We start from the raw sequence: 25,009 nt of genomic DNA, 5'->3' as shown, positions 1-25,009 counted from the left end.
TATTGCTTAAATATCTGCCCTATAACTTGCAATAGGCTTATTAAATAATGTTAAAACAATCATGTGCTTATTATCAATACTTTAGTATATCCTTACCATTTTAAGGCGGCTAATCTTGTTAATTTTGAGAGAATAATCTAACTCATCATGGAACAGGCCGAACTTAAGTTACCTCCCTATGTACGCACGGTGTTTATTGGGCTGCTCATCATCATGATCATATTTTTTATGATCATGGCTAAGGGGCTGCTTGTACCCCTGCTCGTATCTGGTTATATCGCCATGCTGCTTACTGCACCATGCAACGCACTCGAACGCAGAAAGATACCAAGATCTATTTCGGCAGCTGTAGTACTGCTTACCTTTATAGCATTGATAAGTGGCATACTGTTTTTTATTTATCTTCAGGTAAAGGGATTCAGGGCTGACCTGGGCGATGGACTGTCTGAAAAAATAAACGGCTTTGTAATAGAAGCAAACAAATGGGCAAAAGATAACCTGGGTACAGACCTGGGAATGCCTCACGGGTTTGAGGTTAAAAAGGCGGTAGCCATTGTAGGGCCTGAAAATACAAGTCCTACAAAAATGATATTCAATATGTTTGATACCCTGAGCGATATCATACTGCTGCCCGTGTTTATATTTTTCCTGTTAATATACCGCGACCATCTTGCTGTGTTTGTAACCAAGGTATTCCGACGCCAGGATAACGATTTTTTATTGCGTAAGCTTACCTCCATCCGCAAGATCGTACACGCCTACATTATGGGTGCCGGTAAGGTAATGTGCATTCTTGCTATTGTAAACACGGGGATACTGTTTTCACTCGGCATTAAGCACGCTATCTTTTTTGGGGTACTGGCCGGTATGCTAAACATCATTCCGTACCTGGGGCCTACGCTGGGTGCGGTATTGCCTTTTTTCTTTGCACTGGTAACTAAAGACAGTCTTTTTTACCCCATAGCGGTAGTAGTAGCCTTTACCTGCATACAGTTGCTAGAAGGGGCGTTCCTTACGCCAAAAATTACGGGTAGTAATGTAAACCTCAACGCGCTGGTAACTTTTATAGGCCTGCTTGTAGGCGGTGCCATTTGGGGTATTGTGGGCATGATACTTATAATACCTACCATAGCCATAATGAAGAAGCTCTTTGAGCTAAGCCCTGATACGCAGCCCTATGCCTACCTCTTTGGCGAAGAAGACAGCAACTGGTTTAAACGGCGTGAGCGCAAAAGCAAGCGAGGACCCGCCGAAAAAGAGCGCGACCAAAAAAGTGATGCCGAGGCTAAAAAAGTTATGAAAAGCGAAGGGCCTGAGTAAGGATATCCATCATGGTAGAAATTTCTCTCTTGGTATTAAACGCATGAATGCAAAAGCGCAGGCGCTCCTGCCCTGCCGGTACCCGGGGTTCCAGTAATGGCTTTACACTAAAGCCTGCACGTTGTAATGTGGCAGCAATTTTTTTTGCTTTACCAACACCCGGCACTGCAATACAATGAATGGTGCTAAAGCTAAGTATGAATTTAAGGTTACAGCGTTCTGTTTCTCCTTTAAAAAACATGGTAATGTCGTGCAGCTGGGTAAGTTTCTCAGGCGACGACTCAAGAATTTTATACGCCGATATGATGGTAGCCAGCGAGTGTGGCGGTAATGCTGTTGTATAAATAAAACTACGCGCAAAGTTAGCCAGGTATTTAATAAGTTCTTCGGGTCCCAGTACAGCAGCACCGTGGCAACCCAATGCCTTACCAAAGGTTATAATTCGGGCAAATACTTTGTTATGCAGCCCGTATGCCTGTAGCAAGCCTTCACCTTTTTCGCCAAAAACACCTACAGCATGTGCCTCATCTACCACAAGGCGGCAGCGGTATTTTTCTGTAATTTCTACAAAAGCAGCAAGGTTTGGAGTATCGCCATCCATCGAAAAAACAGCTTCTGTAACAATATAGAGTTCGCCAGCCTTGGGGCGATAGCGCTCTACAAGGTTAAATAAAGCCTCCTTATCGTTGTGCGGAAATTTATAGGCTGTAGCACCACTAAGGCGCAATCCGTCGCGTATAGAGGCGTGTATGTGCTCGTCATACAATACCACATCGCCCTTTTGGGGCACACTGCTAAAAAATCCTACATTGGCATCATAGCCCGAATTGAATATCAGCGCACCTTCGGCCTCATGATAATTGGCAATATACTTTTCTGCTACTTCAAACAGGCTGTGGCTTCCGCTTAGAACACGCGAACCCGTGGCACCGCTGGTAGCCACCTTGTTTTGTATAATGAATGCGTGTGTAGCCTCAAAAAGTTCTGTAGAAGCAGCCAGGCCCAGATAATCGTTAGACGAAAAATCGGCCATGCCGGGTTCTACCACTCCGGGAATGTGAAGTGTTTCTTCGATCTCACGACGTGAAAGCTTTTCGGTTAACGATGCAGGTATTTTTCCAATCATGCACTATTCAGGTTTAGGACGCGCAAAGTTATAAAAGGATATACTGCAAATGTTAAAATTTTAGATGAATATACTGCTATCTTTCGACCAAAACCGCTTTCTACCCGTTAAGCGAAATAGCACTGTTACAGGTGTAACTCCTGATTCTGTTTTTGTTACAAACGCATAGTGGCAATGCAAATATTAAAATTTGATATTAGAGTTATGTGAGGGTTAAATATGGAGAATATTCTAAATTGAGCCTGAATCAAAAAAATTGAATTTGTAATTCTACAATCAATCTTATCCCGGTATCATTTTGAAACTTTTTCGGTTATGGTATTATACAGTTTTTATATTTTTACGCACCAACCAAAGCGATAGACAATGAACCATTTACAAATTACGGGAAGAAATATTACAATACGCATATTTGCAGGTATACTGTTAATTTCCATCTTCACAATAGTTACCTATCAGCTTCCATTAGAATTTTTAGACACCAAAAAACTCATTCAGCAGATTGTCCGCTTTGGGTTTACAATTTTAATAATGTACTTTGTTTTTCAGGGTAAAAACTGGGCAAGGGTAATGCTCACGATACTCTGTACCCTGGCGATATTTTTAGGGATAATCTCATTATTTGTGCTAACCTGGCCGGCACATATAGCTATACTGTTAATGATACTCATCTACGGCATGGCTGTGTACCATCTTAATGCATCTGTAAGTTTTAAGGCTTATTTTAAGTATCTACAAGAAAAAAGCTAGCCATATATTTTCACCGGTCTATGTATGACTGTAACCGTATGTATCAGTATTTATGAAAGAAAATCAAAAAATAAATAGTCTAGTAAATGCTTTGAATTTAAAATTCAGCAGTTATAAGACCAACACTTTTTGGGTGCTGGCACTCTTTACCCTTGGGTTTATAATTGCTCAATTACTGCGTACTTTTTCATTTTTAATAAATAAAAAAGCTTTCTTTATCATTGTAATTTCATTGCATTTAATAAGTCTTTTGGCTTCGTTTATTAACGCTGTATACATTTTAAGGGTTGTAAACTTTAAAGAGCATAACAAATACTGGTGGCTACTGATTAATTGTATTCCCTGGGTATTTTGGGCATGTATCGTGTTTTTATCTAAGTCATTTTAAAATTAAAAATTGATCACAAAAAAGCCGCTCATTATAAGCGGCTTTCGTGTTTTAGGCAGTTTTTGCCCGTTGATAAAAGAAAGTGGGTAAAAACCCAAAATTGAGCAACATAAAACCCGTAAATACAATTATACCTGCAAACGGCCAGTGCATAAGTTTAAACAAGAAACCCGTGCTAAGGGTAAATGCGGCTAAAAAGCCAAATAGATTAACTGCTCGATTCATGATTGATGATATTTAATTGATGAATAATTTATTTTTTGAACTTTTATAGCGATTATAAAAAAACAGCGGCAGGAAGCCAAAGTTTAATATTATAAAGCCTATAAAAATTAGCAGCCCCGCATACGGCCAGTGCATAAGCTTAAATATTAGTGCGGTACTAATTAAAAATGCAGCTAAAAAACCTACTATAAACTGTAGTTTTTTGCGGCGCAGAATCTTTTTTAGCGCTACTGCATAAAACGTTTGGCGCTGTAGGGCAAACAACCCAAACTGCCCGCCAAACTTTTGCAGCGCCTCATTATATGCTATTTGGAAATCTGTATGATCGCCATTTTCTATGTACGTGCAAATATGGTCGGTAAGGCCTTCATTAAGTTCTGTTTCTATAACGCCATACTGGGTAAGGCTATTCTCTATGTATGTTACCTGATCATCCGATAGTATCATGCGCAGGTTGTTTTTGGTTAAAAATTATCGACAGGGTCTTTATAAAGTCAGATATTTCACGGGTAACATTTTCGGCAGCAGTTTTTCCGCTACCCGTTACTGTGTAATATTTACGCACGCGTTTACCTATATACACCTTTTCGGTTTCCAGTATCCCATCTGCCTCAAGCTTGTGCAGTATAGGGTACAGCGCACCTTCAGAGATGTCTATCTTACCTTGCGTAAGTTCTTTTACCTTTTGGGTAATTTCATACCCATACATCTTTTCGCTATCGCTTAGCAGCTTTAAAATAATGGGCTGCAGGGTTCCTTTAGTGAGTTCTTTACTATACATAGTACAAATATACATTTTATTTAAATGTATTTACAAAAAGTGTAAAATATTTTTTTAGTGCTATGGCTAATAATAAGAAAAGCCCTGCAACAGCAAGGCTTTAGAGTAAAATATATTATTGTGATTTCTGTTACTTAGCTTGTATGTTAACCACCTTGCTCTACGGGCACCCATCTGAGAGGGCAATAGCTTCGCGCCTGTTTAAATGCGTATTAATCGTGAATACGGAGCATCCGCGCCTGCCGGCAGGCAAGGCTGGCTCCTTTTTGAGATACCTCCACTCCGCTGCGCTGCGGTCGGCATGGAAAACCTCGGTACAACTTTAAGATGCTTCCTATCGCTTGCCGGCCGGCAAAAGGCAGGTCAGGACGACAACCTACGAAACAACACCTGAGCGAAGCTCCCAACAACCGGCAACTGACAACCATCAACCAAACTAAAGAATCATCGTCAATGCCACACGTTTCCTGGCTTCATCTACTTCGGTAACTTTAACGGTAACGTGCTGGTGCAGCTTTACCACCTCATTTACATCGCTTACAAAGCCCTCTTTAAGTTGAGAAATGTGCACTAGGCCACTCTCTTTAATACCTATGTCTACAAAGCAGCCAAAGTTAGTAATGTTGTTTACAATACCCGGCAGCACCATGCCCGTGCGCAAGTCGGCCATTAATTTTACGTTAGGGTCAAACTCAAAAACCTTAGCAGCTTTGCGCGGGTCAAGGCCCGGTTTTTCAAGTTCCTTTAGTATATCCTGTAGCGTAAGTTTGCCCACTTGTGGCGTTACATAGCTGTCTACGTTTATTTTTTTAATGGCGTCTTTGTTAGAAACAAGGTCGCTGGTTTTTAGTTTCAGGTCTTTTGCCATTTTTTCTACAATGGCATACGCTTCCGGATGCACAGCACTGTTATCAAGCGGGTTTTTTGCATTCGGGATACGTACAAACGCCGCTGCCTGCTGATAGGCCTTCTCGCCCAGCCTTGGCACTTTTTTAAGCTGCTTGCGATCTTCAAACGGGCCGTTCTCGCTCCTGTAGGTAACTATATTTTCGGCAAGCTTCTCCCCTATTCCAGATACGTATCCTAACAGCGACTTACTCGCCGTGTTTAGGTTTACGCCCACCGAGTTTACGCAGCGCATTACCACGGTATCCAGCTCATCTTTAAGCTGGCTCTGGTCTACGTCGTGCTGGTACTGCCCCACACCTATAGCTTTAGGCTCTATCTTAACGAGTTCGGCAAGCGGGTCGCTCAGGCGACGCCCAATAGACACCGCACCCCTAACGGTAACATCGTATTTAGGGAACTCATCCCTCGCGATTTTTGACGCAGAATATACCGAAGCCCCGGCTTCACTCACAATAAACACCTGTACGGGTTTATCCCAAGCTATTTTTTTAATGAAATGCTCCGTCTCACGGCTGGCGGTGCCGTTGCCTATCGATATAGCGTCAATCTTATAAGCGTTAACCATAGAACGAATTTTTTTCATGGCAATGGCACTCTCATTTTGAGGCGCATGCGGAAATATGGTTTCGTTATACAGCAGTCCGCCCTGTTCGTCAAGGCACACTACTTTGCATCCGCTGCGGAAGCCCGGGTCGATAGCCAGAATGCGTTTTTGACCCAACGGCGGTGCAAGCAACAGCTGCCCTAAATTACCCGCAAAAACCTGAATGGCGGTAGCATCTGCCTTGGCTTTGGCTTCGGCCAAAACCTCATTGCTTATGGCCGGAGCCAGCAGGCGTTTGTAGCTGTCGTCTATGGCCTTTTTAAGCTGGGTGGCAGTGTCGCGCTTGTTCTTAATAACGGTTTGCTCCATCAGGTCGATGGCCTCCTCGTTGTCTACCTCAACCTTAAATTTAATCACGCCCTCATTCTCGGCACGCAGCATGGCAAGCAGGCGGTGCGATGGCGCTTTAGTAAGGTTCTCGCTCCAGTCCAGGTATTGCTCAAATTTCTTGGCTTTCTCAGGGTCGGCATCCTTGGCGATCTTGGTTGTAATGGCTGCTTTGCGCCCAAAGATGCGGCGCAGCGATTTGCGTATGTACACGTTCTCATTGATCCATTCCGCTATGATGTCGCGTGCCCCCTGTAGTGCCTCGTCTTCATTGGCTACTTTATCGTTCAGGTATTTGGCGGCGATAAAGTCGACATCATCGGCATTTTGCGCCATTATTATTTTAGCCAGTGGTTCCAGCCCTTTTTCGCGGGCGGCATCGGCACGGGTTTTCTTTTTCTTTTTGTACGGCAGGTACAGGTCTTCCAGTTCGGTAAGGTCAAAGCTTTGGTTAATCTTAGTACCAAGTTCCGGCGTAAGGGCGTTTTGCTCCTGTATGCTTTTTATAATGGCATCCTTGCGTTTTACAATGGCGTCATACACCTGGCTCAGCTTGGCTATCTGCTCTATAACTACCTCATCGAGGTTGCCGGTAGCATCTTTACGGTAGCGGGAAATAAAGGGTATGGTGCAGTCTTCTGAAAGTAATTTTAGTGTGGCTTCGATGCTTTTTGCCGGGGCAGTTACCTGTCCGGATATATATTGAATGTTTGTCATGGTTTTTATAATATGGGATGCAAATATGGAGAAAAAGTTTATATAATTCTTGTTTAAGAAAAACTTTAATAATTTATAATATGTAATAGTTTTTTTGTTAATTTTATATGTTTATATATTCAATTTCAATAACTTAAAATTTATTTTATGAAAAATTTATTTTTAATAATTTGTACAGTTAGTTTTTTGTATAGTTGTAATTCCACGTTGCCAGCGACGTCAGGTGAAAAAGTAGTAGCATATGGATATCAGCCTCTTGATCCATTACCCGTTGATGTAAAAGTAGGTGCTAGCATTGTAGATCCACTATCAAAACATAATGAAATATTAAATGCTTTAGGCGATGAAACCATGAGATTAGCAATAAGAGAGATTGATGGAAGTGGAGGAGCTACTTATGGTCCTGCAAAAATTGGTTACAAAGGTCATAGTTATGAAGTAATAATGGACTATATGAAATTTCAAACTTATCCTAAACTTTTTAGATATTCTAAGAATAACGATGATGTCTTACTATTTGATCTAGTTGAAAATATTCCCGCAGGAGTTACCGCAATAAATGGATCAACACCTCTATATGTAGGAATTGGATTAAGACTTACAGTAAATATTACTGTAAATGAAGGAAGTATTGACTTAGGAAATCTTTTTGCATTAGGAATTGCTGCACAAGCTAAAAAAGTTTCTGGATCCTTAGTTGTTCAATCTTTAGGAATAAGTGGAGATAAAATTACAGGATTAATTCCTATGCCCTCTGAAATTAGTCCTACATCTATCCAAAATGCGATTATGGCATTAGCTACTATTAAATCCAAAATCTATGATACTGATACAAAAATTACTCCGCGTACAATAGGATTTTATAATAGTTTAGGAGGTGGGAAAAATTTTCTTAACTCATTTATAAATAATTGCCTAAAAGGAAATGCTATCATTCAGTTTTAAATGATTTATAATAATTTCAATGTAATACGATTATATATTGTAATATGTATTTGCTATTTACACCAGCGAGAACCAAAATCTTACGACAACCAATCACGCCCTCTAGCCTAATTTTTTTATACCCACAACAATCCGTACCTTTAAAATAAAAAATGCTGAAAAAGCTAAGCTTTATACTGTTTGTAAGCACGCTCTCCTCCTGCTCTTCGTTTAAATTTACCGAGCCTGAATATGCAAAAGACAATACTGAAAAAACCGTGGCCGTAAAAGGTATTGCCAACCTGCGCAATGTATCTGGCATTACAAATACCGAGGGTAAAAAACTTAAGGACGGGCTTATATATCGCAGTGCCAACCTGCACGGGCTAAAGCCTAAGCTATATGACGATTTTGAGGCACTGGGCATAAAACAGGTTATCGACCTGCGCACCCCTGCCGAGATTGCTAAAAGCCCCGATAACATTCCGCCCGGTGTAGACTATGTAAACCTGGCGGCGTTTGAAGATAAGGGCGACCAGCTGCAACAGGCACGCAAACTGGTACTGCATGGCGAAGTAACCCGCACCGATGCCGAAAACCGTATGCTGGATTTCTATAAAACCTATGCCGTAGAAAGGCCCGAGGTAATTCGGGACATTGTGCACCGTGTGCTACAGGCCGATGCTCCCCTGCTCTACCACTGTACCGCCGGTAAAGACCGTACGGGCATTATTACGGCTCTGGTGCTAAAAGTGCTTAGGTTTGACGATGCAACGATTTATAACGATTACCTTAACTCTAATAACCTACGCAAAGATATTGTCTACAAACGACTGAAAATGGCTAAAAGGGCACATATCATATACCCTAAGCTGGATGTAGGCGTACTGGAAAAACTTAGCTGGATAGAAAGTGGTTACCTTGCCGCTACGTTTGACGTTATTGAGCAGCAATATGGATCTGTTGATAATTACATTCACGAAGTACTGCAAATAGATGAACCGCAACGTCAACATTATATTGATAAGTTTACGGAGTGATTTTTCTTAAAATCATAACAACAAGCCGTTGTTAATTTTTGTATGTTAGCCGCTGAATCATAAAACAAAAAATCTATAACTCATGGGAATTTTTTCTTCATTACTGGGCAATGCCGGCGTGGTAGACCAAGCTAAACTTCAGGACGAATATGGCAAGCTACTGGCCAATGGCGAACAGATAGAAATAGGCTTTAAGCTAATACGCGATACCTTTATTTTTACAAACAAGCGCCTTATTATTGTTGACGTTCAGGGACTAACCGGTAAAAAAACCGAATACCTTTCTATATCTTACAAGAGCATTTCGCGCTTTAGCGTAGAAACAGCGGGTACGTTTGACCTTGATGCCGAACTTAAAATATGGGTATCGAGCGAGGCGCTGCCAAGCATCACTAAAAAATTCAACAAGTCGGTTGATATTTATGATGTGCAAAGGGTACTGGCGCAGCACGTGCTGGGATAGTATGTTTGCATATTAGCATTTTCTATTGCGGTAGTTAATTTCAGTATCGAGATTTCTCCTGCCGTCGAAATGGAAAACACAGCTGAAGATAATATAAGGAATCCGCCGATGGCGGATTTTTTTATTTAAATATATCTGAGATGCTTCCTATCGTCAGCATGACAAAAATGCTGAGGCCAGGTAGTAGGGAAGTGCAATTTTATTAAAATCTCTTCGTTATATTTGCTTAAAAACCAACCATCATGCGTATTACCCGATTACTTTTGTTACTGCCATTTCTTTTTCTTTCGTGTTCTGTACCATCTTATGTATTTACAAATCCGGCACAGGCCGGCCTTAGTTTTAAAGATGGAAAATGGCTGCTAAACAGCATAGACGGTAATAATGATGTTAACAACATGATCTATAAAAAAGCGGTAGAAGATTTCTCCGGCTTTGTGGGCACCCGCCTGAGCGAAACCGGAAACACAAACGGACTTTTACTGGGCGTTAAAATTCCGCTAAACCCGTCTCAAAAACAAATTACCGATTTATATAAGGGCACTAAGTTTGATTACTTTATTAACATCAAGACTAATATGGTTAAAGATAACCTTGCTGCCGTAAGCCTCAACGTTTCGCATATGTCAGACAACAGGCAAAATATGAGTACCGTAACCCTCGAAGTTTACGACCTTAAAAATGGTATGGTTATTTACTCTCAAACCGCACAGGGCAGCGCACATAAACCTACTGACAGCACCAGCGATGTACACCTTGTAAAATCTTCTCAGGGTTTGGTTTTAGGTTGCTACAACAGGCTTATAAAGGATATTAAAAAGAAGTCATCATAATACACATCACATTATAAAATCTAGGTAATTGCCCTTGTTTATAACCTCAAACGTAGCTTCCGGGTAGGCTTTGCCAAAGGCTGTGGGTATTTTAGCCTTACGCTTTTCGTTCCATTTAAATTCAAAACCTGCAAGGCTGTCTGTGCCTTCTTCAAGCCAGTCGAGTTCCTGCTGGTCATACGTACGCCAAAAATAATTACGAACCCTTATTTTGCGGTACTGCTGTTTTTTAATACGCTCTGCAGCAAGGTAGTTTTCCCACAGGTCGCCCACATCTGTACGGTTATCCAGGCGGTTAAAGTTGTTAATAATGGCATTCCGAATACCGTTATCATAAAAATACCACCGGCTCGATTTGGTAATTTCCTTACGCAGGTTTTTGCTGTAACCCTCAAGTTTAAAAAGTATAAACACTTTAGTAAGCAGGTCAAGATATTTTTCTACCGTATTTTTAGACAGCTGCAACTGGTTGCCCAGCTCCTGTAACGATACTTCTTTACCCACTTGAAACGCTATCATACGCAGCAGGTCATAAATCTTATCAGAGTTTTTGATACCCTCAAAAACAAGTATATCCTTAAACAGGTAGGCATTAATAATCTCGAACAGGTAATCCTTTTTTTCTTCCCAGTCAGGATATTGCTCCAGCTCAGGGTAACCACCAAAGAGCAGGCGCTGCTCTAAATTTTCGGTAGTTTGCTTATAATTTTCAAACTCGTTAAATTCCATTTGCGCAAGCGGGTAGAGGTAGAGTGTGTTTTTTCTGCCCACAAGTGGCTCGCCCAGGTTATTGGTAAGGTCAAACATAGACGACCCTGTAACAATAACTTTAATACCTTCTATACTGTCTACAATAAGTTTAAGAATCAGGCCTATATCGGGTATGTTTTGGGCTTCGTCTATTACAAGCAGGTTAGTACCATCCAGCAGCCTTTTATAATTAGCTACAGACCGTTCCTGCAACAGGGTGGCATCATTAATATCCTCTCCATTTAGCTGTAAATATTTTGCATCGGTATGGGTTTCGAGGTAGGTTTTTATCAGGCGGGTTTTACCTACACGGCGTGCTCCTAATAAAATAAGTACTTTATTAGGTACAACTTTAGTTTTAAATTCTTCTAAAACAATGCGTTGATAAAAATTAGCCATAATAATTTTGCTTTTTACAGAAACAAAATTATACAAAAAAATGTAAATTCCGTCAGTTGATTGACGGAATTTACATTAATTGAGTCAGTCAGTTGACGGAATTTACATTAATTCCGTCAATTCCTGTATTACATACACGGCATTTTATCAATGCGTGTTTTATGGCGGCCACCTTCAAAAGCGGTATTTAAAAAAGTATCTACCATGGCTATAGCCTGTTCTTTACTGGTAAAACGCGCAGGTATGCTTAGTATATTAGCATCGTTATGCTGGCGTGCCAGTTCGGTAATTTCTTTAGTCCAGCACAGTGCAGCGCGAATTTTTTGATGCTTGTTAGCAGTCATAGATGCCCCGTTTCCGCTGCCGCAAATTATAATACCAAATTCTACCACACCATTTTCTACATCATTAGCCACCGGGTGTACAAAATCTGCATAGTCTACACTATCTGCCGTATCTGTACCGTGGTTAATAATTTCGTAGCCTTTAGCTTCCAGGTGTGCTACAATGGCTTTTTTATATTCAGGGCCTGCGTGGTCGTTACCAATAGAAATTTTCATAGTCTTAATTAGTGTGTTATTATACACAAAGGTACCAAAATTAGGCATATTCTTATAAACCTATGCCAAATAATTAGGTTATAAGTACTTACGTACCCACGTGTATAACTTACAAACAATTATGTTAAAATCCTACGATGTTGGTAACTTTAAAAAGGTACTGAAAACAAAGGGAATAGGTTTTACACAACTTTGTTGATAACTCTACAATTGAAAAATTTATCTTTTTATAGAAATCCGGTAATTTTTTATAAGGCAAAATAGAAGTGACGTGTGCAAATAAATTTCTTATTTTTTGTTGTGGAGTTATCAGCATACCGGTAGGGTTTATTAACAATTATTAACAGGACAAGTTATCCATAAAAAGTATATCAAACCATAAGTTGACCATTGTTAATAACCTTTTACGAAAATTACGAAAACACCTCACTTTTATAATTTTACATTCTCTTAACATTGTTGAAACAATTGTATAAGATTGTATAAGTCGTTAATCAAAGGGTCTTGCTAAAAGTTATCCCACTTTTCAACAAGCAATAATAACCATCAATAAAATTTAAATTTTTAAAAAATCTTTTTTTTATTTTTAATGTATGTTGAAAACTTTGAAAGCAGCTTCAGACAATTTTTAAGTGATTATTAAAATTGAAGTCTTCTATAATTTGTTGTACAGTGCTCAGATCATTTTTGTGTACTTTAAGTTTTATGCCACCCAGTGCGTGTGTATACATAGGTACAACCTGTACCATAGCTTCGTTTTCAAAGTAAAAACTAAGGCCGGCATCGGTTAGCAGGTGTTTTAAAATGGCTATTTCGTGAGGGTAAGTAAATACTGCTGCGGTTACAAATTGCTTCATACCAATATTTTGAAACGTAGATTGAATATAAAAGTAGGCATTTAAACGTTATTATTTCATTAAGGTGTCTTATAATTCTGATAGATATTCGTAATTTTCAGCCAATATTTAAGATTTTATATGAGTAAGAAGAACGGAAAACCGTCAGCGAAGAAAGAAAAAGACTTTTCACACAAAATTTACAAGATACTTTCCAAAGACCCTAATAAGTCATTCAACTACAAACAGATATCGGCCGCATTAGAACTTAATGATACCCAAAGCAGGAACCTTATCATTAAAGAACTAAAGCTACTGGCAGCTAAAGAGCAGATTGAAGAGCTTGAAAAAGGTAAGTACCGTGTGATAGCCAGGACGGATTATGTGGAAGGAAAAATTGACATGACCAGTAGGAAAACAGCTTATTTTGTTTCTCCTGAGCTGGAAGATGATGTATTTATACCCACTAATAACCTTAACAAAGCCCTTGATAAAGACAAGGTTAAGGTATATATTTATAACCGTCGCAAGAGCCGCAGACCAGAAGGCGAAGTAGTAGAAATTATAGAACGCCACAAAACAGAATTTGTGGGTGTTATAGACATACAAAAGAATTTTGCTTTTGTAAGCACAGCCAATGCCAAGATGTACACAGATATTTTTATCCCGAAAAATAAACTGGGCGATGCACAAAACGGCGATGTGGTACTGGTAAAGATGGACGACTGGCCAGAAAAAGCAGACAGCCCCTTTGGTAGTGTAATTAAAGTTTTAGGAAAACCCGGAGAACATAATACCGAGATACACGCGATACTGGCAGAATATGGCCTTCCGAGCGATTTTCCTGTCGATGTAGAGGTTTTTGCGCAAAAGATAGATACAGAGATACATCCTGAAGAAATAGCCCGCAGAAGGGATATGCGTAATGTTTTAACCTTTACCATAGATCCTAAAGATGCTAAGGACTTTGATGATGCCTTATCTTTCCAAAAATTAGAGAACGGTAATTATGAAGTAGGTATACACATTGCAGATGTATCGCACTACCTGCAGGAAGGTACCGTGCTTGATGCCGAAGCATACCAACGAGCCACATCAGTCTACCTGGTAGACAGGGTAGTACCCATGCTGCCTGAGGTGCTTAGTAACTTTGCATGTTCACTGCGCCCGCACGAAGAAAAATATACATTCTCTGCCATATTTGAAATTAGCGAAAAAGCAGAAGTTAGAAACCAGTGGTTTGGCCGTACAGTTATTTATTCTGACCAGCGTTTTGCGTATGAGGAAGCGCAGCATATTATTGAAACAAAAGGCAACACCATTTCGGCAGATATATCGCTGACAGGGGAGGAGTACACTGTTTCGCCAGAGATACAGTTTGCAACACTTAAGCTTAACGAACTTTCTAAAATACTGCGCAGTAAGCGTATGGCAAACGGTGCCATATCTTTTGATAAGGTAGAAGTAAAATTCAATCTTAACGAAGCCGCAGAACCGGTAGGTGTATACTTTAAAGTAGCTAAAGATGCTAACCACCTTATAGAAGAATTCATGCTGCTGGCTAACAGAAAAGTAGCCGAATTTATTGGTAAGCAACGTCCTGAAAAAACATTTGTGTACCGTATTCACGATGAGCCTGATGAAGATAAGCTCATCAACCTGCAAACGGTAATTTCTAAATTTGGTTATAAAATAGACTTCAGGTCTAAGGGAGATATTTCTAAATCGCTGAATAATTTATTAACTGATGTTCAGGGTAAAAAAGAACAAAACCTTGTAGATACACTTGCCATACGCAGTATGAGCAAAGCTAAATACAGTACAGATAACATAGGCCACTATGGCTTAGCGTTTGATTACTATTCGCATTTTACATCGCCCATACGCCGTTACCCCGATGTTATGGCACACAGGCTGTTACAGCACTATATAGATGGCGGTACTACGGCCGATAAAGAACATTATGAAGAGATGTGCGAACACTCATCTACCATGGAAAGCCTGGCTGCAAATGCAGAGCGAGACAGTATTAAATATATGCAGGTTAAATATATGCTGGACCATCAGGACGAAGAGTTCCTGGGTGTAATATCGGGTGTTACAGAGTGGGGCATTTATGTAGAAATTGTTTCTAACAAGTGTGAGGGCATGTGCCGCATCCGCGAGATACGGGATGATTATTACACCTTTGATGATAAGCAGTATGCTTTAGTAGGCGAGGGTAGTGGTAACATACTACAGCTGGGAGACGAGGTATATGTAAAAGTTAAAAATGCTGACCTGGTTAAAAAACAGCTCGACTTTACTTACCTGCGAAAGAATGAGTAACAATTACCTCAAAGTTTGAAACTATATTAAGTAGTAAAGCATACTTTAGCAACATTTGCAAAGTGGAGAACATATTAATTTTCTATTTAAGCTAATAAAATCTGAATAAAATAAGCAGCATTCAGATTTTTCAATTTCCGGATGTGTCTTCACAATCCGGAAATTATATTTTATAGATGCTGCTACCATACCATCTGGTATAACATTGCCAAAAACGATAATTTTTGTATATGTTGTTTTTTGTATTTTCCTTATTTTGTTCAAGATATCTTTAGCTTCAAAAGTAGCCAGGCAAACATGAATGTAAATAAATTCAGGAGCTATAATACCGGGTGTTAATACCATTTTAAAAGCTTCATGTACAGAGTTGAAGTGATTGAAGAAAATAGAATGATTTAAACTGTTCAGATTGTTTTTAAATGAGGTGACACGATCTTCATCATGATCAATAAGAAACAATTGTCCAGAAAATAGCTTGCTCATAATAGTGTAGTTTCGTGTAAAACTATATTATGAAAAATTTAATTGTAAAATAATCAGACGATTGCATATTATACTTCGATGAAAGGCATTTTTATAACGTTAAACGGTAAGTGTAATGTTTACATATTATTAATAATATTTATTGTAAAGTGTAACAAATTTTTAACGGCACTGTCTTTGTAGTAGTGCTTACTTTGTAAGAATAAAGCGAAGTAGTAACATCAGCAATCAAAGAAATAAAAACATGAAAAAATTAATTTTATTTGCCTTTATTGGCATCAGCCAGTTTGTATCGGCGCAGGTAACCAAGAACCTGGGCGACTTTACCACAGTACGTGTATTTGATAAAATAAACGTTACCCTTGTAAAATCTACTGAAGATAAAATAGTTATCAATGGTAACAGGGCCAATGATGTAGAGGTTGTAACAAAAAACAACGATCTTAAGATCAGGATGAAGGTAACCAAGCTCTTGTCCGGAGATGATGTTACTGCAACAGTATACTACTCGGGGCCTATTTATACGGTAGAAGCCAGTGAAGGATCTTTTGTAGGATCTGCAGATACGTTTAAGTCTACCGGATTTGAGATAAATGCTAAAGAAGGTGCTACCATAAAGCTTAACCTTGAGGTATCTAAACTAAAATCTAAAGCTAACTCTGGCGGTATATTAGAAGTTACCGGTACTGCCACTAACAATGATATAAGCGTTACATCGGGCGGTATATTTAGAGGTAAATCGCTTACTACTACACAAACTACGGTAAGTGTAAGTGCAGGTGGCGATGTTAAGATATTTGCTACAGAATATGTAGATGCAAAAACTAAGGCAGGTGGCGATATAGATATTTATGGTAACCCTAAGCAGGTAGACCAGAAAACATTTGCCGGTGGCAGCATCAACGTTATAAAATAATCTATCACAGATATTAAGATAACCTCATAAGAATTTTTCTTGTGAGGTTATTTTTTTTAGGCCTGCTGTAACATCCTGTAAACTATACTGTCTTTGTGATAAGAACTAATCTGTAAATTTTTAAAATTGAAAAATATGAAGACATTTTTAACCATTACTGCCCTGGCTGCCATTAGCCTGGCTACTGCTCAAAAAACTATCCAGCTTAATGAATTTAAAAGTGTAACGATAGGTGCAGATTTAAAAGTTACATTGGTAAAATCTACCGAAAATAAACTGGTTACTAACAACTATGAAGATGGTGAACTTCAAATTGACGTTAAAAATGGTATGCTTACTTTAAACGGCGATGTTAATAATATTACCATATACTATAAAAATGCACTCGAAAATATTGTGGCTGCCGCAGATGCACAAATAAACAGTACAGACGAAATTAAAACGCCATCGCTTAGTGTAACAGCTGCATCTGATGCAAAAGTATCGCTTAACATAAACGTTAAAAACCTTAGTACAGCTGCAAACTCAGATGCGGTAGTAACACTTACAGGTACTGCTACAGACCATCATGCATCATTTGCATCTGATGCCGTTTTTAAAGGCCAGGACCTGATAACAGAAAATACTTCTATTTCCTTATCTTCAGATGCTTCGGGTGTTATTACAGCCAGGGGTAGTGTAAAAGCAGTAGTATCTTCAGACGGTTCACTTAAAATTTATGGCAATCCAAAAAAGGTTACAGAAACTAAAGGATCTGATGCGCACATAGAAGTAGTTAAGTAATAAAATATCAAACTGTAATTTAAGTTTATATAATACCTGCTCTTTGTTATATTTTTATTATGAATTAAAAATGGTAACTTGCATCGTTAAATAAATTTAATGATACAGGACATTTTTAGTGCCATTCCCATAGGCTTTATTTTAAGCATCATGCCGGGAGCCGTTTTTTTTGTGCTTTTGGAAACCAGTGTTTTAAAAGGGTTTAAAGCAGCTATTGCTTTTGATATGGGCGCTATATCATCAGATATTGTTTTTATACTTATTGCATATTTTAGCAGTTATAAACTGCTCGAAAAAATAAAAGATGAGCCCGCCCTGTTTATATTTGGCGGGCTTGTTTTATTAACCTACGGTATTATATCGCTTGTAAAGGTTAAAAAAACATCGCGCACAGCACTTATAAACGATGCCGGTAAAGACATTGTAAAAAAGAACTACCTAAACCTGTTTATAAAGGGTTTCCTGCTTAATTTTATCAATATTGGGGTATTGGGCTTCTGGCTTACTATTATCATCGCCTGGGGGCCAAAATTAGACCTTGAACCATCGCGCATGCTGGTGTTCTTTATTGCCATAGTAAGTACCTACTTTATTATAGACCTGGGCAAGATAGCACTGGCTAAGCAACTGCGAAGCAAGCTTACCACAAAAAACATCATGAAAATGAAACAAATAATAAGCGTTATCCTCATGATATTTGGTGTGGCATTGTTACTGCAGGGCTGGTTTCCTTCTAAAATGGAAGAAACCATAAACCAGATAGAACACTCAAACCAGTAATACTACTTAAGTTATAAGCATAAAAAAAGCTCTCAGAAATGAGAGCTTTTTTGTTAAGAGGCATCTAGCGGATTCGAACCGCTGTAGCAGGTTTTGCAGACCTGTGCCTAGCCGCTCGGCCAAGATGCCAGTCTTTATTGGATGGCAAATGTAAACATTTTTTTAAATTGAAAGATTTAAAAATTCAAAAGATTTAAAAATTCTTGACATGAGTTTCTTAATCATTTAATTTTTAAATCATTAAAATATTTATTTTTTATAAAAAAGTGCATGAAGCATTTTTATAATAATCTGCTAACAAAGCTAAGCCTTTTACATAAGCGCATACAATTCAGGCAGTTTTATGTTTCAACGTTGAAAATAACCTGAAACTTTAAACCTCAAACAAACATTACGCTCTGAACTCCTCTATCTGTATGGTTACGGCCTCTACATCGCCACCAATGGGCGGATTAACCTTAGAAACCGATAATAATACACGGCTTACCTGTGGCAGCTCATCAAAAGTACGTTTTACAATGCGGTGTGCCACGTGTTCTAAAAGTTTAGAACGTATGGCCATTTCTTCCATTACTATTCGGTTAAGGTGCACATAATCTACGGTATCGGCCAGCTCATCAGTAATCATACTTTTGCGCAGGTCGGTCTTAATTTCCAGGTCTACAGTATAATCACTGCCTATTTTACTTTCTTCAACCAGGCAGCCATGGTATGAAAAAGTACGAATGTTCTTAAGTTTTATAATGCCCATTTTTTTTGAGTTGCATAGTTATTAAGTAGCAAAGTTACAAAGTTTTTAGCCCCTTAGCTTTTTGATTAATGTCAAAGTAACAAAGTTGCTTAGCTACTCTGCAACTTTGCCACTATTTCATACCTTTGCAATCTTATTTATAACAAGCTATGTCAACTGAAGAGCGTTCACTCAATTTTATTGAACAAATTATAGAGGAAGACCTGGGTAACGGCTTCCCGGATGATAAACTGCGTTTTCGTTTTCCACCAGAGCCTAATGGCTACCTGCACGTGGGTCACGCCAGTTCTATCTGTCTTAACTTTGGCCTTGGCCTTAGGTACAATGCCCCTGTAAACCTGCGTTTTGACGATACTAACCCTGCTAAAGAAGAGCAGGAGTATGTAGATGCCATTAAAAAAGACGTAGAGTGGCTGGGCTTTAAATGGGATAAAGAACTGTATGCTTCAGATTATTTTCAGGAGCTGTATGACTGGGCTGTAGCCTTTATAAAACAGGGCAAAGCTTATATAGACAGCCAGAGTTCTGAAGATATGGCTAAGCAAAAAGGTACGCCAAGCCAGCCGGGTACTGATAGCCCGTACCGTAACCGGTCTATAGATGAGAATCTTGCCTTATTTGAAGGTATGAAGAACGGCGATTTTGACGAAGGTACGCATGTGCTTCGTGCTAAGATAGATATGAGCAGCAGCAATATGCTAATGCGCGATCCTCTTATGTACCGCATACTTAAAAAACACCACCACCGCACCGGCGATAAGTGGAACATATACCCTATGTATGACTGGGCACATGGCGAAAGCGACTACCTTGAAGGGGTAAGCCATTCGCTTTGTACACTTGAGTTTATGATGCACAGGGAATTGTATGATTGGTTCTTAGACCAGATATACGACAACAATAAAACACGTCCTAAACAGCGCGAATTTGCCCGCCGTAACCTTAGCCATACTGTAGTAAGTAAGCGTAAGCTATTACAACTGGTACAGGATAACTATGTTACCGGATGGGATGACCCGCGTATGAGTACCATTAGTGGTATGCGCAGAAGGGGATATCCGCCACAGTCTATTGTAAACTTTGCCAATACCATAGGTATTGCAAAACGTACTAACCTTATAGACGTTAGTGTATTAGAATTTTGTGTGCGTGAGGAGCTTAATAAAACTGCCCCTCGTGTTATGGCTGTATTAGACCCTGTTAAGCTGGTTATTACTAACTATCCGGAAGGGCAGGAAGAATGGCTGGAGGCAGAGAACAACCCTGAAGACGTAGCTGCAGGATTTCGTGAAGTACCGTTTAGCCGTGAACTTTACATAGAGCGCGAAGACTTTATGGAAAATGCTAACAACAAGTATTTCCGTCTTACGCTGGGTAAAGAAGTACGTTTAAAAAATGCTTATATAATTAAAGGTGAAAGTGTTGTAAAAGATGAAGCGGGTAATATACTCGAAATTCATGCCACTTATGATACTGATTCTAAGAGTGGAAGCGGTAGCGAAGCCAGCCTTAGAAAAATAAAGGGTACTATACACTGGGTATCTGTACCACATGCTGTTAAGGCAGAAGTGCGTATTTATGACAGGCTTTTTACCCATGAAAACCCTGATGGCGATAAAGATGTAGACTTTAAAGAATACATTAACCCTAATGCGCTTGAAGTTATTACCGGTTACCTGGAGCCATCACTAAAAAGTGCTGAGCCGGGCGAGCGTTACCAGTTTCAGCGTTTAGGATATTTTTGCGTAGATACAGATACGAATGCAGAACAATTAGTTTTTAACAAAACAGTTGGCCTTCGTGATACCTGGGCAAAAGTCGAAAATAAGGAGTAACCCAAACTCAATATAATTTTTGTTTATAGAAACTCTCACTTATAGTGGGAGTTTTTTATTATATATAAATACTATGTTTTATTTAAATTGTATAATTATAATTTATTAAAAGTGACCTCTATAAATTGTTTCTAAGACATTTTTAAAAATGGGTAAGGTAAATCCTTATTTACTATCATATACGTTCTGTAAATGGTCTGCATTTAATTTTTGTAATATTTAGCTTTCAATTAACTTCGAATTAACACCCTGCGAGTGTTAAAATGCCTTACCTTTATAATAAGTAACAAAAAGAAGAATTTTAATCTTTAAAAATTTTAATCATGGCTGGTAAAACAGGAACAATCGTTGCCGTACTTGCAGGTGCGGCCGTAGGTGCAGCCCTGGGTATTTTGTTTGCCCCGGACGAAGGTAAAAAGACAAGAAAAAAAATTAAAGACGGCGCTACTGAAAAAGCAGATGAGCTTAAGCACAAAGTGGGCGATTTTACAGAAACTGTAAAAAGCAAATTTGGTTTTGCTAAGCAGGATATCGAAGCCGGTCTTAACAACCTTGTATCGAGCGTAGAAAATAAAGCTGATGAAGTAATTTCTACCCTTGAAAAAAAACTTGAAGAACTTAAAAAGAATGCTAAGGCCGATGCGCCATCTGCAAACTAATTCTAAATCATAAAGCGTGCTATGGCATTTGAAGAAATTAAAGAAAACGCAGAAGACCTAAAAAATGAAGCCAAACGGTTAATAGATGCTAACTTAGCATACTATAAGCTGTGGGGTTTTAAGATTGCAATGAAGTCTACCGCCATGATGCTCAAGTTGTTTTTGCTTGCTACCATGCTGGTTATTGTAACTCTTTTCTTTTCAATTGCCCTGGCACTTGCTTTTGGTTACTGGTTCGATAACTTTGCTTACGGCTTTTTAACCGTAGGTTTTATTTATCTTATCATGGCTATAGTAATATACAAAGTTCAGGATAAGATAGTGGAAGGGCCGCTTGTAGCTACCTTTTCAAGATTATTATTTAAAACATACGAATAGTTATGGCAGTAAGAAGTACTAAAGTTTACCGCACCTTTGATGAGATAAATAAAGATCTTGAAATTCTTAAGATGGAAAGGGATATTGCATACCTGCGTTTTAAGAAAGATCTTGATGAAACTAAAGAGAGCCTTAAACCCGGCAACATAATAGGGGAGACGCCCAAAAAGATTTTAAATGTTGTAGGTGCGTTCTCCGGCCCATTAAAAAATGCCGCATTAACCTGGCTTTTTAAAAAGATATTTTAAGTTATATTCTGTAGAATAATAACAGTACAGGCTGCCAATGAGTAGCCTTTTTTTGTATTTTTACGTCAACCAATTAAATCTTTTTACTATGGAAACGTCTGTATCTGAATTTTCTACATCTTTATTTTTATGGCAGTTATTTATGGTAGCCCTAACGGCTGTTATAATATATGCACTTTATACCCTATATAAAAAATATACCCTTAAAAAATAAAAGCTACCGGTTAGGGTAGCTTTAGTATTAGTCGTTTGACTCAGATGGTGCATCCGGTTTATCAAGGTTTGGCCTTTTATAGCCATGGTCATCTTTTTTATGGTTTTCTTTTCTGCCGGGCATTTCAGCTATCTTATTAGATGCTGCAAAAGATACGATCATGTTGTTTAGCATATCATTAGCTGCCTGTGGCGTGTTAGGCAATAAGATAAGGTTACTGTTAGTATCGCTGCCTATAGCCTGTAGCGTATCATAGTGTTGTGTAACCACAATAAGCGCAGATGCTTCCTGGCTGTTAATGCCCACTTTATTAAGTACATCTACACTCTCTACAAGGCCGCGTGCTATTTCACGACGCTGGTCTGCAATACCCTGTCCCTGTAGTCTTTTGCTTTCTGCCTCAGCTTTAGCCTTGGCTACAATGCGTATGCGCTGTGCTTCTGCTTCATATTCAGCGGCAGATTTTTCACGGTCGGCAGCATTAATGCGGTTCATTGCATTTTTAACCTGAGGATCCGGGTCAATATCTGTTATCAGGGTATTGATAATATCATATCCATATGTAGTCATGGCTTCGTTAAGCTCACGCTTTACGGCAATGGCAATATCATCTTTGCGTTCAAAAACGTCATCCAGCTTTAGCTTAGGTACCTCGGCACGTACAACGTCAAATACATACGATGTTATCTGGTCGTGCGGATATTCAAGTTTGTAAAAAGCATCATACACATTGTCCTGTATTACCTTGAACTGTACCGAAACCTTCATCTTTACAAACACGTTCTCTTTAGTCTTGGTTTCGATAATAACATCCAGCTGCTGTATCTTCAGGTTAATGCGGCCTGCTATTTTATCTACTATCGGAATTTTAAGCTGAAGACCCGCATGGCGAATGCCCTGAAATTTACCAAAACGTTCTACCACAACAGATGTTTGCTGCTTTACCGTAAAGAAGGATGAAAATAGAATGATAAGCCCGAAAAACAGGATAATTACGAGAAAAATTGTTCCCATGATTTAATTGGTTTTATAATTGTTATATAAGTTATACGCAAAAAAAAGCCTCTTGTTACAGAGGCTTTAAAATTTTATAGCGTATCTACCGCTTTATGTATCCTTTTCAGGGTTTCGTCTTTACCTATCAGTTCGATGATATCAAACAAATGCGGGCCTTTTAAATCGCCTACAAGGCTTAATCGCAATGGAGGCATAACTTTACCCATCCCAATGCCTTTTTGCTCAATCCAGGCTTTTACAACGCTCTCTGTATTGGCAGAACTAAAATCCAAAGTATTTAAAAGCACATCGGCTACCTCTTTTAGTATTTCTGCAGTATCGGGCTTCCATTGTTTGGCTACAGCTTTTTCTTCAAAACTTTCCGGGGCTACAAAAAAGTAATCACTCAGGTTCCACAGTTCGCTGGCAAAAGTAGCACGCTCTTTAACCAGGCCTACAATACGGGTAACATCTTCAATAGGTTTGTTAATACCCTTTTCTATCAGCGTATGCGATAGCCCTTTGGCAAGAACAGCATTATCTTCTCTCTGGAAATACTGGTGGTTAAACCACTTGTTCTTATCCGGATCAAATTTTGCTCCAGCCTTATGTACCCTTTCTAAATCAAATAATTGTACCAGTTCATCAAGTGTAAACAATTCTTGGTCAGTACCCGGATTCCAGCCTAACAGCGCAAGGAAGTTAATAACGGCATCAGGCAAAAAGCCCTGCTCTCGGTAACCCATAGAGGATGTGCCATCGGCATTTTTCCACTCCAGCGGAAACACCGGGAAGCCCAGCTTATCGCCATCGCGCTTGCTTAGTTTGCCATTGCCTACAGGCTTTAATATTAGTGGAAGGTGTGCAAACTTAGGCGCTTCCCAACCAAAGGCTTTGTATAACAGTTCGTGCAATGGCATAGATGGCAACCACTCTTCTCCACGAATAACGTGAGATGTTTCCATAAGGTGGTCGTCTACAATATTTGCAAGGTGATAAGTAGGCATACCATCGCTTTTAAACAATACCTTGTCATCAAGCAGGCTGGTATCAAATTTTATATCCCCACGAATAATGTCGTTAAGGTGTAGTGTTTCGCCCACCGGTGTCTTAAAACGGATAACATATTCGGCACCGTTTGCAATGCGCTCCTGGGTTGCCTCAGCAGTTATTTTAAGCGAGTTGTCTAATGTTCCACGGTTAGCATGGTTGTATATAAAGGTTTTTCCTTCTGCCTCTAACTGTTTGCGAAGTTCATCAAGCGCCTCGGCAGTATCAAAAGCATAGTAAGCCCAGCCGCTGTCTATAAGCTGCTGTGCATATTGCTGATACATTTCTTTACGTTCGCTTTGGCGGTACGGGCCAAACTTTTCGTTCTTGCCCACACCTTCGTCAAAAGGTATTCCAAGCCAGTTAAGTGCCTCAACAATATACTCTTCGGCACCGGGCACAAAGCGGTTTTGGTCGGTATCTTCTACGCGCAGGTAAAAAGTACCGCCATGTTTTTTGGCAAATAAATAATTAAATAGCGCCGTGCGCACACCACCTATGTGCAGCGGGCCTGTAGGGCTGGGTGCAAAACGCACACGTACCGGTCTTGACATAACTTTTTGTTTTTTAAAGGCACAAAGATAGGACTTATTAAAATTCCAAATAAGAAATATCAAATAACAGACTAAGCTTCAT

General features: G+C 39.2%; 25 protein-coding genes and 1 tRNA gene. 14 read left to right on the top strand and 12 right to left on the bottom strand.

The genetic code is table 11. The features are described 5' to 3' along the window. The first annotated feature begins 147 nt into the window (after nucleotides 1–147). A complete protein-coding gene (locus DYH63_RS18125) occupies nucleotides 148–1,320 on the top strand; it encodes an AI-2E family transporter (protein WP_116790138.1) in 1,173 nt (390 codons plus the stop codon). Here DYH63_RS18125 and DYH63_RS18120 read toward each other — a convergent pair. Then, nucleotides 1,295–2,446, bottom strand: a complete 1,152-nt coding sequence (locus DYH63_RS18120) for an aminotransferase class I/II-fold pyridoxal phosphate-dependent enzyme (protein ID WP_116790137.1) — start codon at nucleotides 2,444–2,446, stop codon at nucleotides 1,295–1,297. The genes DYH63_RS18125 and DYH63_RS18120 overlap by 26 nt on opposite strands. Before the next feature lie 366 nt (nucleotides 2,447–2,812). Here DYH63_RS18120 and DYH63_RS18115 point away from each other — a divergent pair, with 366 nt between their 5' ends. Then, nucleotides 2,813–3,196, top strand: coding sequence for a hypothetical protein (locus tag DYH63_RS18115; protein ID WP_116790136.1), 384 nt, complete (start codon nucleotides 2,813–2,815; stop codon nucleotides 3,194–3,196). Between the two features lie 625 nt (nucleotides 3,197–3,821). Here the strand turns inward: DYH63_RS18115 and DYH63_RS21660 are convergent. From DYH63_RS21660 to DYH63_RS18100, 3 genes are all read right to left on the bottom strand, one after another. Continuing rightward, nucleotides 3,822–4,256: a hypothetical protein gene (locus tag DYH63_RS21660; protein ID WP_240409033.1), complete on the bottom strand. Its 435-nt coding sequence runs from the start codon at nucleotides 4,254–4,256 to the stop codon at nucleotides 3,822–3,824. Beyond that, on the bottom strand, nucleotides 4,240–4,590 hold the full coding sequence (locus DYH63_RS18105; RefSeq protein ID WP_116790135.1) for a PadR family transcriptional regulator: 351 nt from the start codon (nucleotides 4,588–4,590) through the stop codon (nucleotides 4,240–4,242). Before DYH63_RS18105 ends, DYH63_RS21660 begins: the two co-directional genes overlap by 17 nt. A 436-nt stretch (nucleotides 4,591–5,026) precedes the next feature. Then, a complete protein-coding gene (locus DYH63_RS18100) occupies nucleotides 5,027–7,147 on the bottom strand; it encodes a Tex family protein (RefSeq protein ID WP_116790134.1) in 2,121 nt (706 codons plus the stop codon). A gap of 147 nt (nucleotides 7,148–7,294) precedes the next feature. Here DYH63_RS18100 and DYH63_RS18095 point away from each other — a divergent pair, with 147 nt between their 5' ends. The 4 genes from DYH63_RS18095 to DYH63_RS18080 all read left to right on the top strand — a co-directional run bounded on the left by DYH63_RS18095 (nucleotide 7,295) and on the right by DYH63_RS18080 (nucleotide 10,407). Then, nucleotides 7,295–8,092: a zinc-binding metallopeptidase family protein gene (locus DYH63_RS18095; RefSeq protein WP_116790133.1), complete on the top strand. Its 798-nt coding sequence runs from the start codon at nucleotides 7,295–7,297 to the stop codon at nucleotides 8,090–8,092. A gap of 152 nt (nucleotides 8,093–8,244) precedes the next feature. Beyond that, nucleotides 8,245–9,111 (top strand): tyrosine-protein phosphatase, encoded by an 867-nt coding sequence (locus DYH63_RS18090; protein WP_116790132.1) that lies wholly within the window; start codon nucleotides 8,245–8,247, stop codon nucleotides 9,109–9,111. An 82-nt stretch (nucleotides 9,112–9,193) separates the two neighbouring features. Next, nucleotides 9,194–9,574 (top strand): PH domain-containing protein, encoded by a 381-nt coding sequence (locus DYH63_RS18085; protein WP_116790131.1) that lies wholly within the window; start codon nucleotides 9,194–9,196, stop codon nucleotides 9,572–9,574. Nucleotides 9,575–9,816: 242 nt separating this feature from the next. Next, a complete protein-coding gene (locus DYH63_RS18080; RefSeq protein ID WP_116790130.1) occupies nucleotides 9,817–10,407 on the top strand; it encodes a hypothetical protein in 591 nt (196 codons plus the stop codon). A gap of 6 nt (nucleotides 10,408–10,413) precedes the next feature. Here DYH63_RS18080 and DYH63_RS18075 read toward each other — a convergent pair whose 3' ends face one another. From DYH63_RS18075 to DYH63_RS18065, 3 genes are all read right to left on the bottom strand, one after another. Then, nucleotides 10,414–11,556, bottom strand: a complete 1,143-nt coding sequence (locus DYH63_RS18075; RefSeq protein ID WP_116790885.1) for an ATP-binding protein — start codon at nucleotides 11,554–11,556, stop codon at nucleotides 10,414–10,416. Nucleotides 11,557–11,684: 128 nt separating this feature from the next. After that, a complete protein-coding gene (gene rpiB, locus DYH63_RS18070) occupies nucleotides 11,685–12,116 on the bottom strand; it encodes a ribose 5-phosphate isomerase B (protein ID WP_116790884.1) in 432 nt (143 codons plus the stop codon). 617 nt (nucleotides 12,117–12,733) lie between these two features. Next, nucleotides 12,734–12,973 (bottom strand): DUF2007 domain-containing protein, encoded by a 240-nt coding sequence (locus tag DYH63_RS18065; protein ID WP_116790129.1) that lies wholly within the window; start codon nucleotides 12,971–12,973, stop codon nucleotides 12,734–12,736. Between the two features lie 120 nt (nucleotides 12,974–13,093). Here DYH63_RS18065 and rnr point away from each other — a divergent pair, with 120 nt between their 5' ends. Then, the gene (gene rnr, locus DYH63_RS18060) at nucleotides 13,094–15,280 is read left to right on the top strand and encodes a ribonuclease R (RefSeq protein WP_116790128.1); all 2,187 of its coding nucleotides are present in this window, start codon (nucleotides 13,094–13,096) and stop codon (nucleotides 15,278–15,280) included. 45 nt (nucleotides 15,281–15,325) lie between these two features. On the opposite strand, the gene DYH63_RS18055 is transcribed toward rnr, so the two are convergent. After that, the gene (locus DYH63_RS18055; RefSeq protein ID WP_116790127.1) at nucleotides 15,326–15,763 is read right to left on the bottom strand and encodes a hypothetical protein; all 438 of its coding nucleotides are present in this window, start codon (nucleotides 15,761–15,763) and stop codon (nucleotides 15,326–15,328) included. A gap of 244 nt (nucleotides 15,764–16,007) precedes the next feature. Between DYH63_RS18055 and DYH63_RS18050 the strand changes: the two genes are divergently transcribed. The 3 genes from DYH63_RS18050 to DYH63_RS18040 all read left to right on the top strand — a co-directional run bounded on the left by DYH63_RS18050 (nucleotide 16,008) and on the right by DYH63_RS18040 (nucleotide 18,242). Further along, nucleotides 16,008–16,679 carry a head GIN domain-containing protein gene (locus DYH63_RS18050; protein ID WP_116790126.1) on the top strand — a complete coding sequence of 224 codons (672 nt, stop codon included), beginning with the start codon at nucleotides 16,008–16,010 and terminating at the stop codon, nucleotides 16,677–16,679. Nucleotides 16,680–16,814: 135 nt separating this feature from the next. Beyond that, nucleotides 16,815–17,462, top strand: coding sequence for a GIN domain-containing protein (locus DYH63_RS18045; RefSeq protein WP_116790125.1), 648 nt, complete (start codon nucleotides 16,815–16,817; stop codon nucleotides 17,460–17,462). A gap of 99 nt (nucleotides 17,463–17,561) precedes the next feature. Beyond that, entirely contained in the window at nucleotides 17,562–18,242 is a 681-nt protein-coding gene (locus DYH63_RS18040) for a LysE family translocator (RefSeq protein ID WP_116790124.1), read from the top strand. A gap of 58 nt (nucleotides 18,243–18,300) precedes the next feature. Here the strand turns inward: DYH63_RS18040 and DYH63_RS18035 are convergent. Both DYH63_RS18035 and folB read right to left on the bottom strand, forming a co-directional pair. Further along, nucleotides 18,301–18,371 (bottom strand) — tRNA-Cys (locus DYH63_RS18035). A gap of 262 nt (nucleotides 18,372–18,633) precedes the next feature. Next, nucleotides 18,634–18,993 carry a dihydroneopterin aldolase gene (gene folB / locus DYH63_RS18030; protein WP_116790123.1) on the bottom strand — a complete coding sequence of 120 codons (360 nt, stop codon included), beginning with the start codon at nucleotides 18,991–18,993 and terminating at the stop codon, nucleotides 18,634–18,636. 149 nt (nucleotides 18,994–19,142) lie between these two features. Here folB and DYH63_RS18025 point away from each other — a divergent pair, with 149 nt between their 5' ends. The 4 genes from DYH63_RS18025 to DYH63_RS18010 all read left to right on the top strand — a co-directional run bounded on the left by DYH63_RS18025 (nucleotide 19,143) and on the right by DYH63_RS18010 (nucleotide 22,113). Beyond that, entirely contained in the window at nucleotides 19,143–20,828 is a 1,686-nt protein-coding gene (locus DYH63_RS18025; protein WP_116790122.1) for a glutamine--tRNA ligase/YqeY domain fusion protein, read from the top strand. Between the two features lie 323 nt (nucleotides 20,829–21,151). After that, nucleotides 21,152–21,487: a YtxH domain-containing protein gene (locus DYH63_RS18020; RefSeq protein WP_116790121.1), complete on the top strand. Its 336-nt coding sequence runs from the start codon at nucleotides 21,152–21,154 to the stop codon at nucleotides 21,485–21,487. A gap of 21 nt (nucleotides 21,488–21,508) precedes the next feature. Beyond that, complete coding sequence (locus DYH63_RS18015) at nucleotides 21,509–21,865, top strand: competence protein (RefSeq protein ID WP_116790120.1); 357 nt, start codon at nucleotides 21,509–21,511, stop codon at nucleotides 21,863–21,865. Nucleotides 21,866–21,867: 2 nt separating this feature from the next. Then, nucleotides 21,868–22,113, top strand: coding sequence for a DUF6327 family protein (locus DYH63_RS18010; RefSeq protein ID WP_116790119.1), 246 nt, complete (start codon nucleotides 21,868–21,870; stop codon nucleotides 22,111–22,113). Between the two features lie 241 nt (nucleotides 22,114–22,354). Here the strand turns inward: DYH63_RS18010 and DYH63_RS18005 are convergent, their stop codons facing one another. Then, the gene (locus DYH63_RS18005; RefSeq protein WP_240409032.1) at nucleotides 22,355–23,341 is read right to left on the bottom strand and encodes an SPFH domain-containing protein; all 987 of its coding nucleotides are present in this window, start codon (nucleotides 23,339–23,341) and stop codon (nucleotides 22,355–22,357) included. 74 nt (nucleotides 23,342–23,415) lie between these two features. Beyond that, nucleotides 23,416–24,927 carry a glutamate--tRNA ligase gene (gene gltX, locus DYH63_RS18000; protein WP_116790118.1) on the bottom strand — a complete coding sequence of 504 codons (1,512 nt, stop codon included), beginning with the start codon at nucleotides 24,925–24,927 and terminating at the stop codon, nucleotides 23,416–23,418. Nucleotides 24,928–25,009 lie beyond the last annotated feature (82 nt).

Source organism: Flavobacterium psychrotrophum, assembly GCF_003403075.1.
GTDB lineage: Bacteria > Bacteroidota > Bacteroidia > Flavobacteriales > Flavobacteriaceae > Flavobacterium > Flavobacterium psychrotrophum.
The sequence above is the reverse complement of the archived record's forward strand: the minus strand, read 5'-3'. Positions and strand labels throughout refer to the sequence as shown.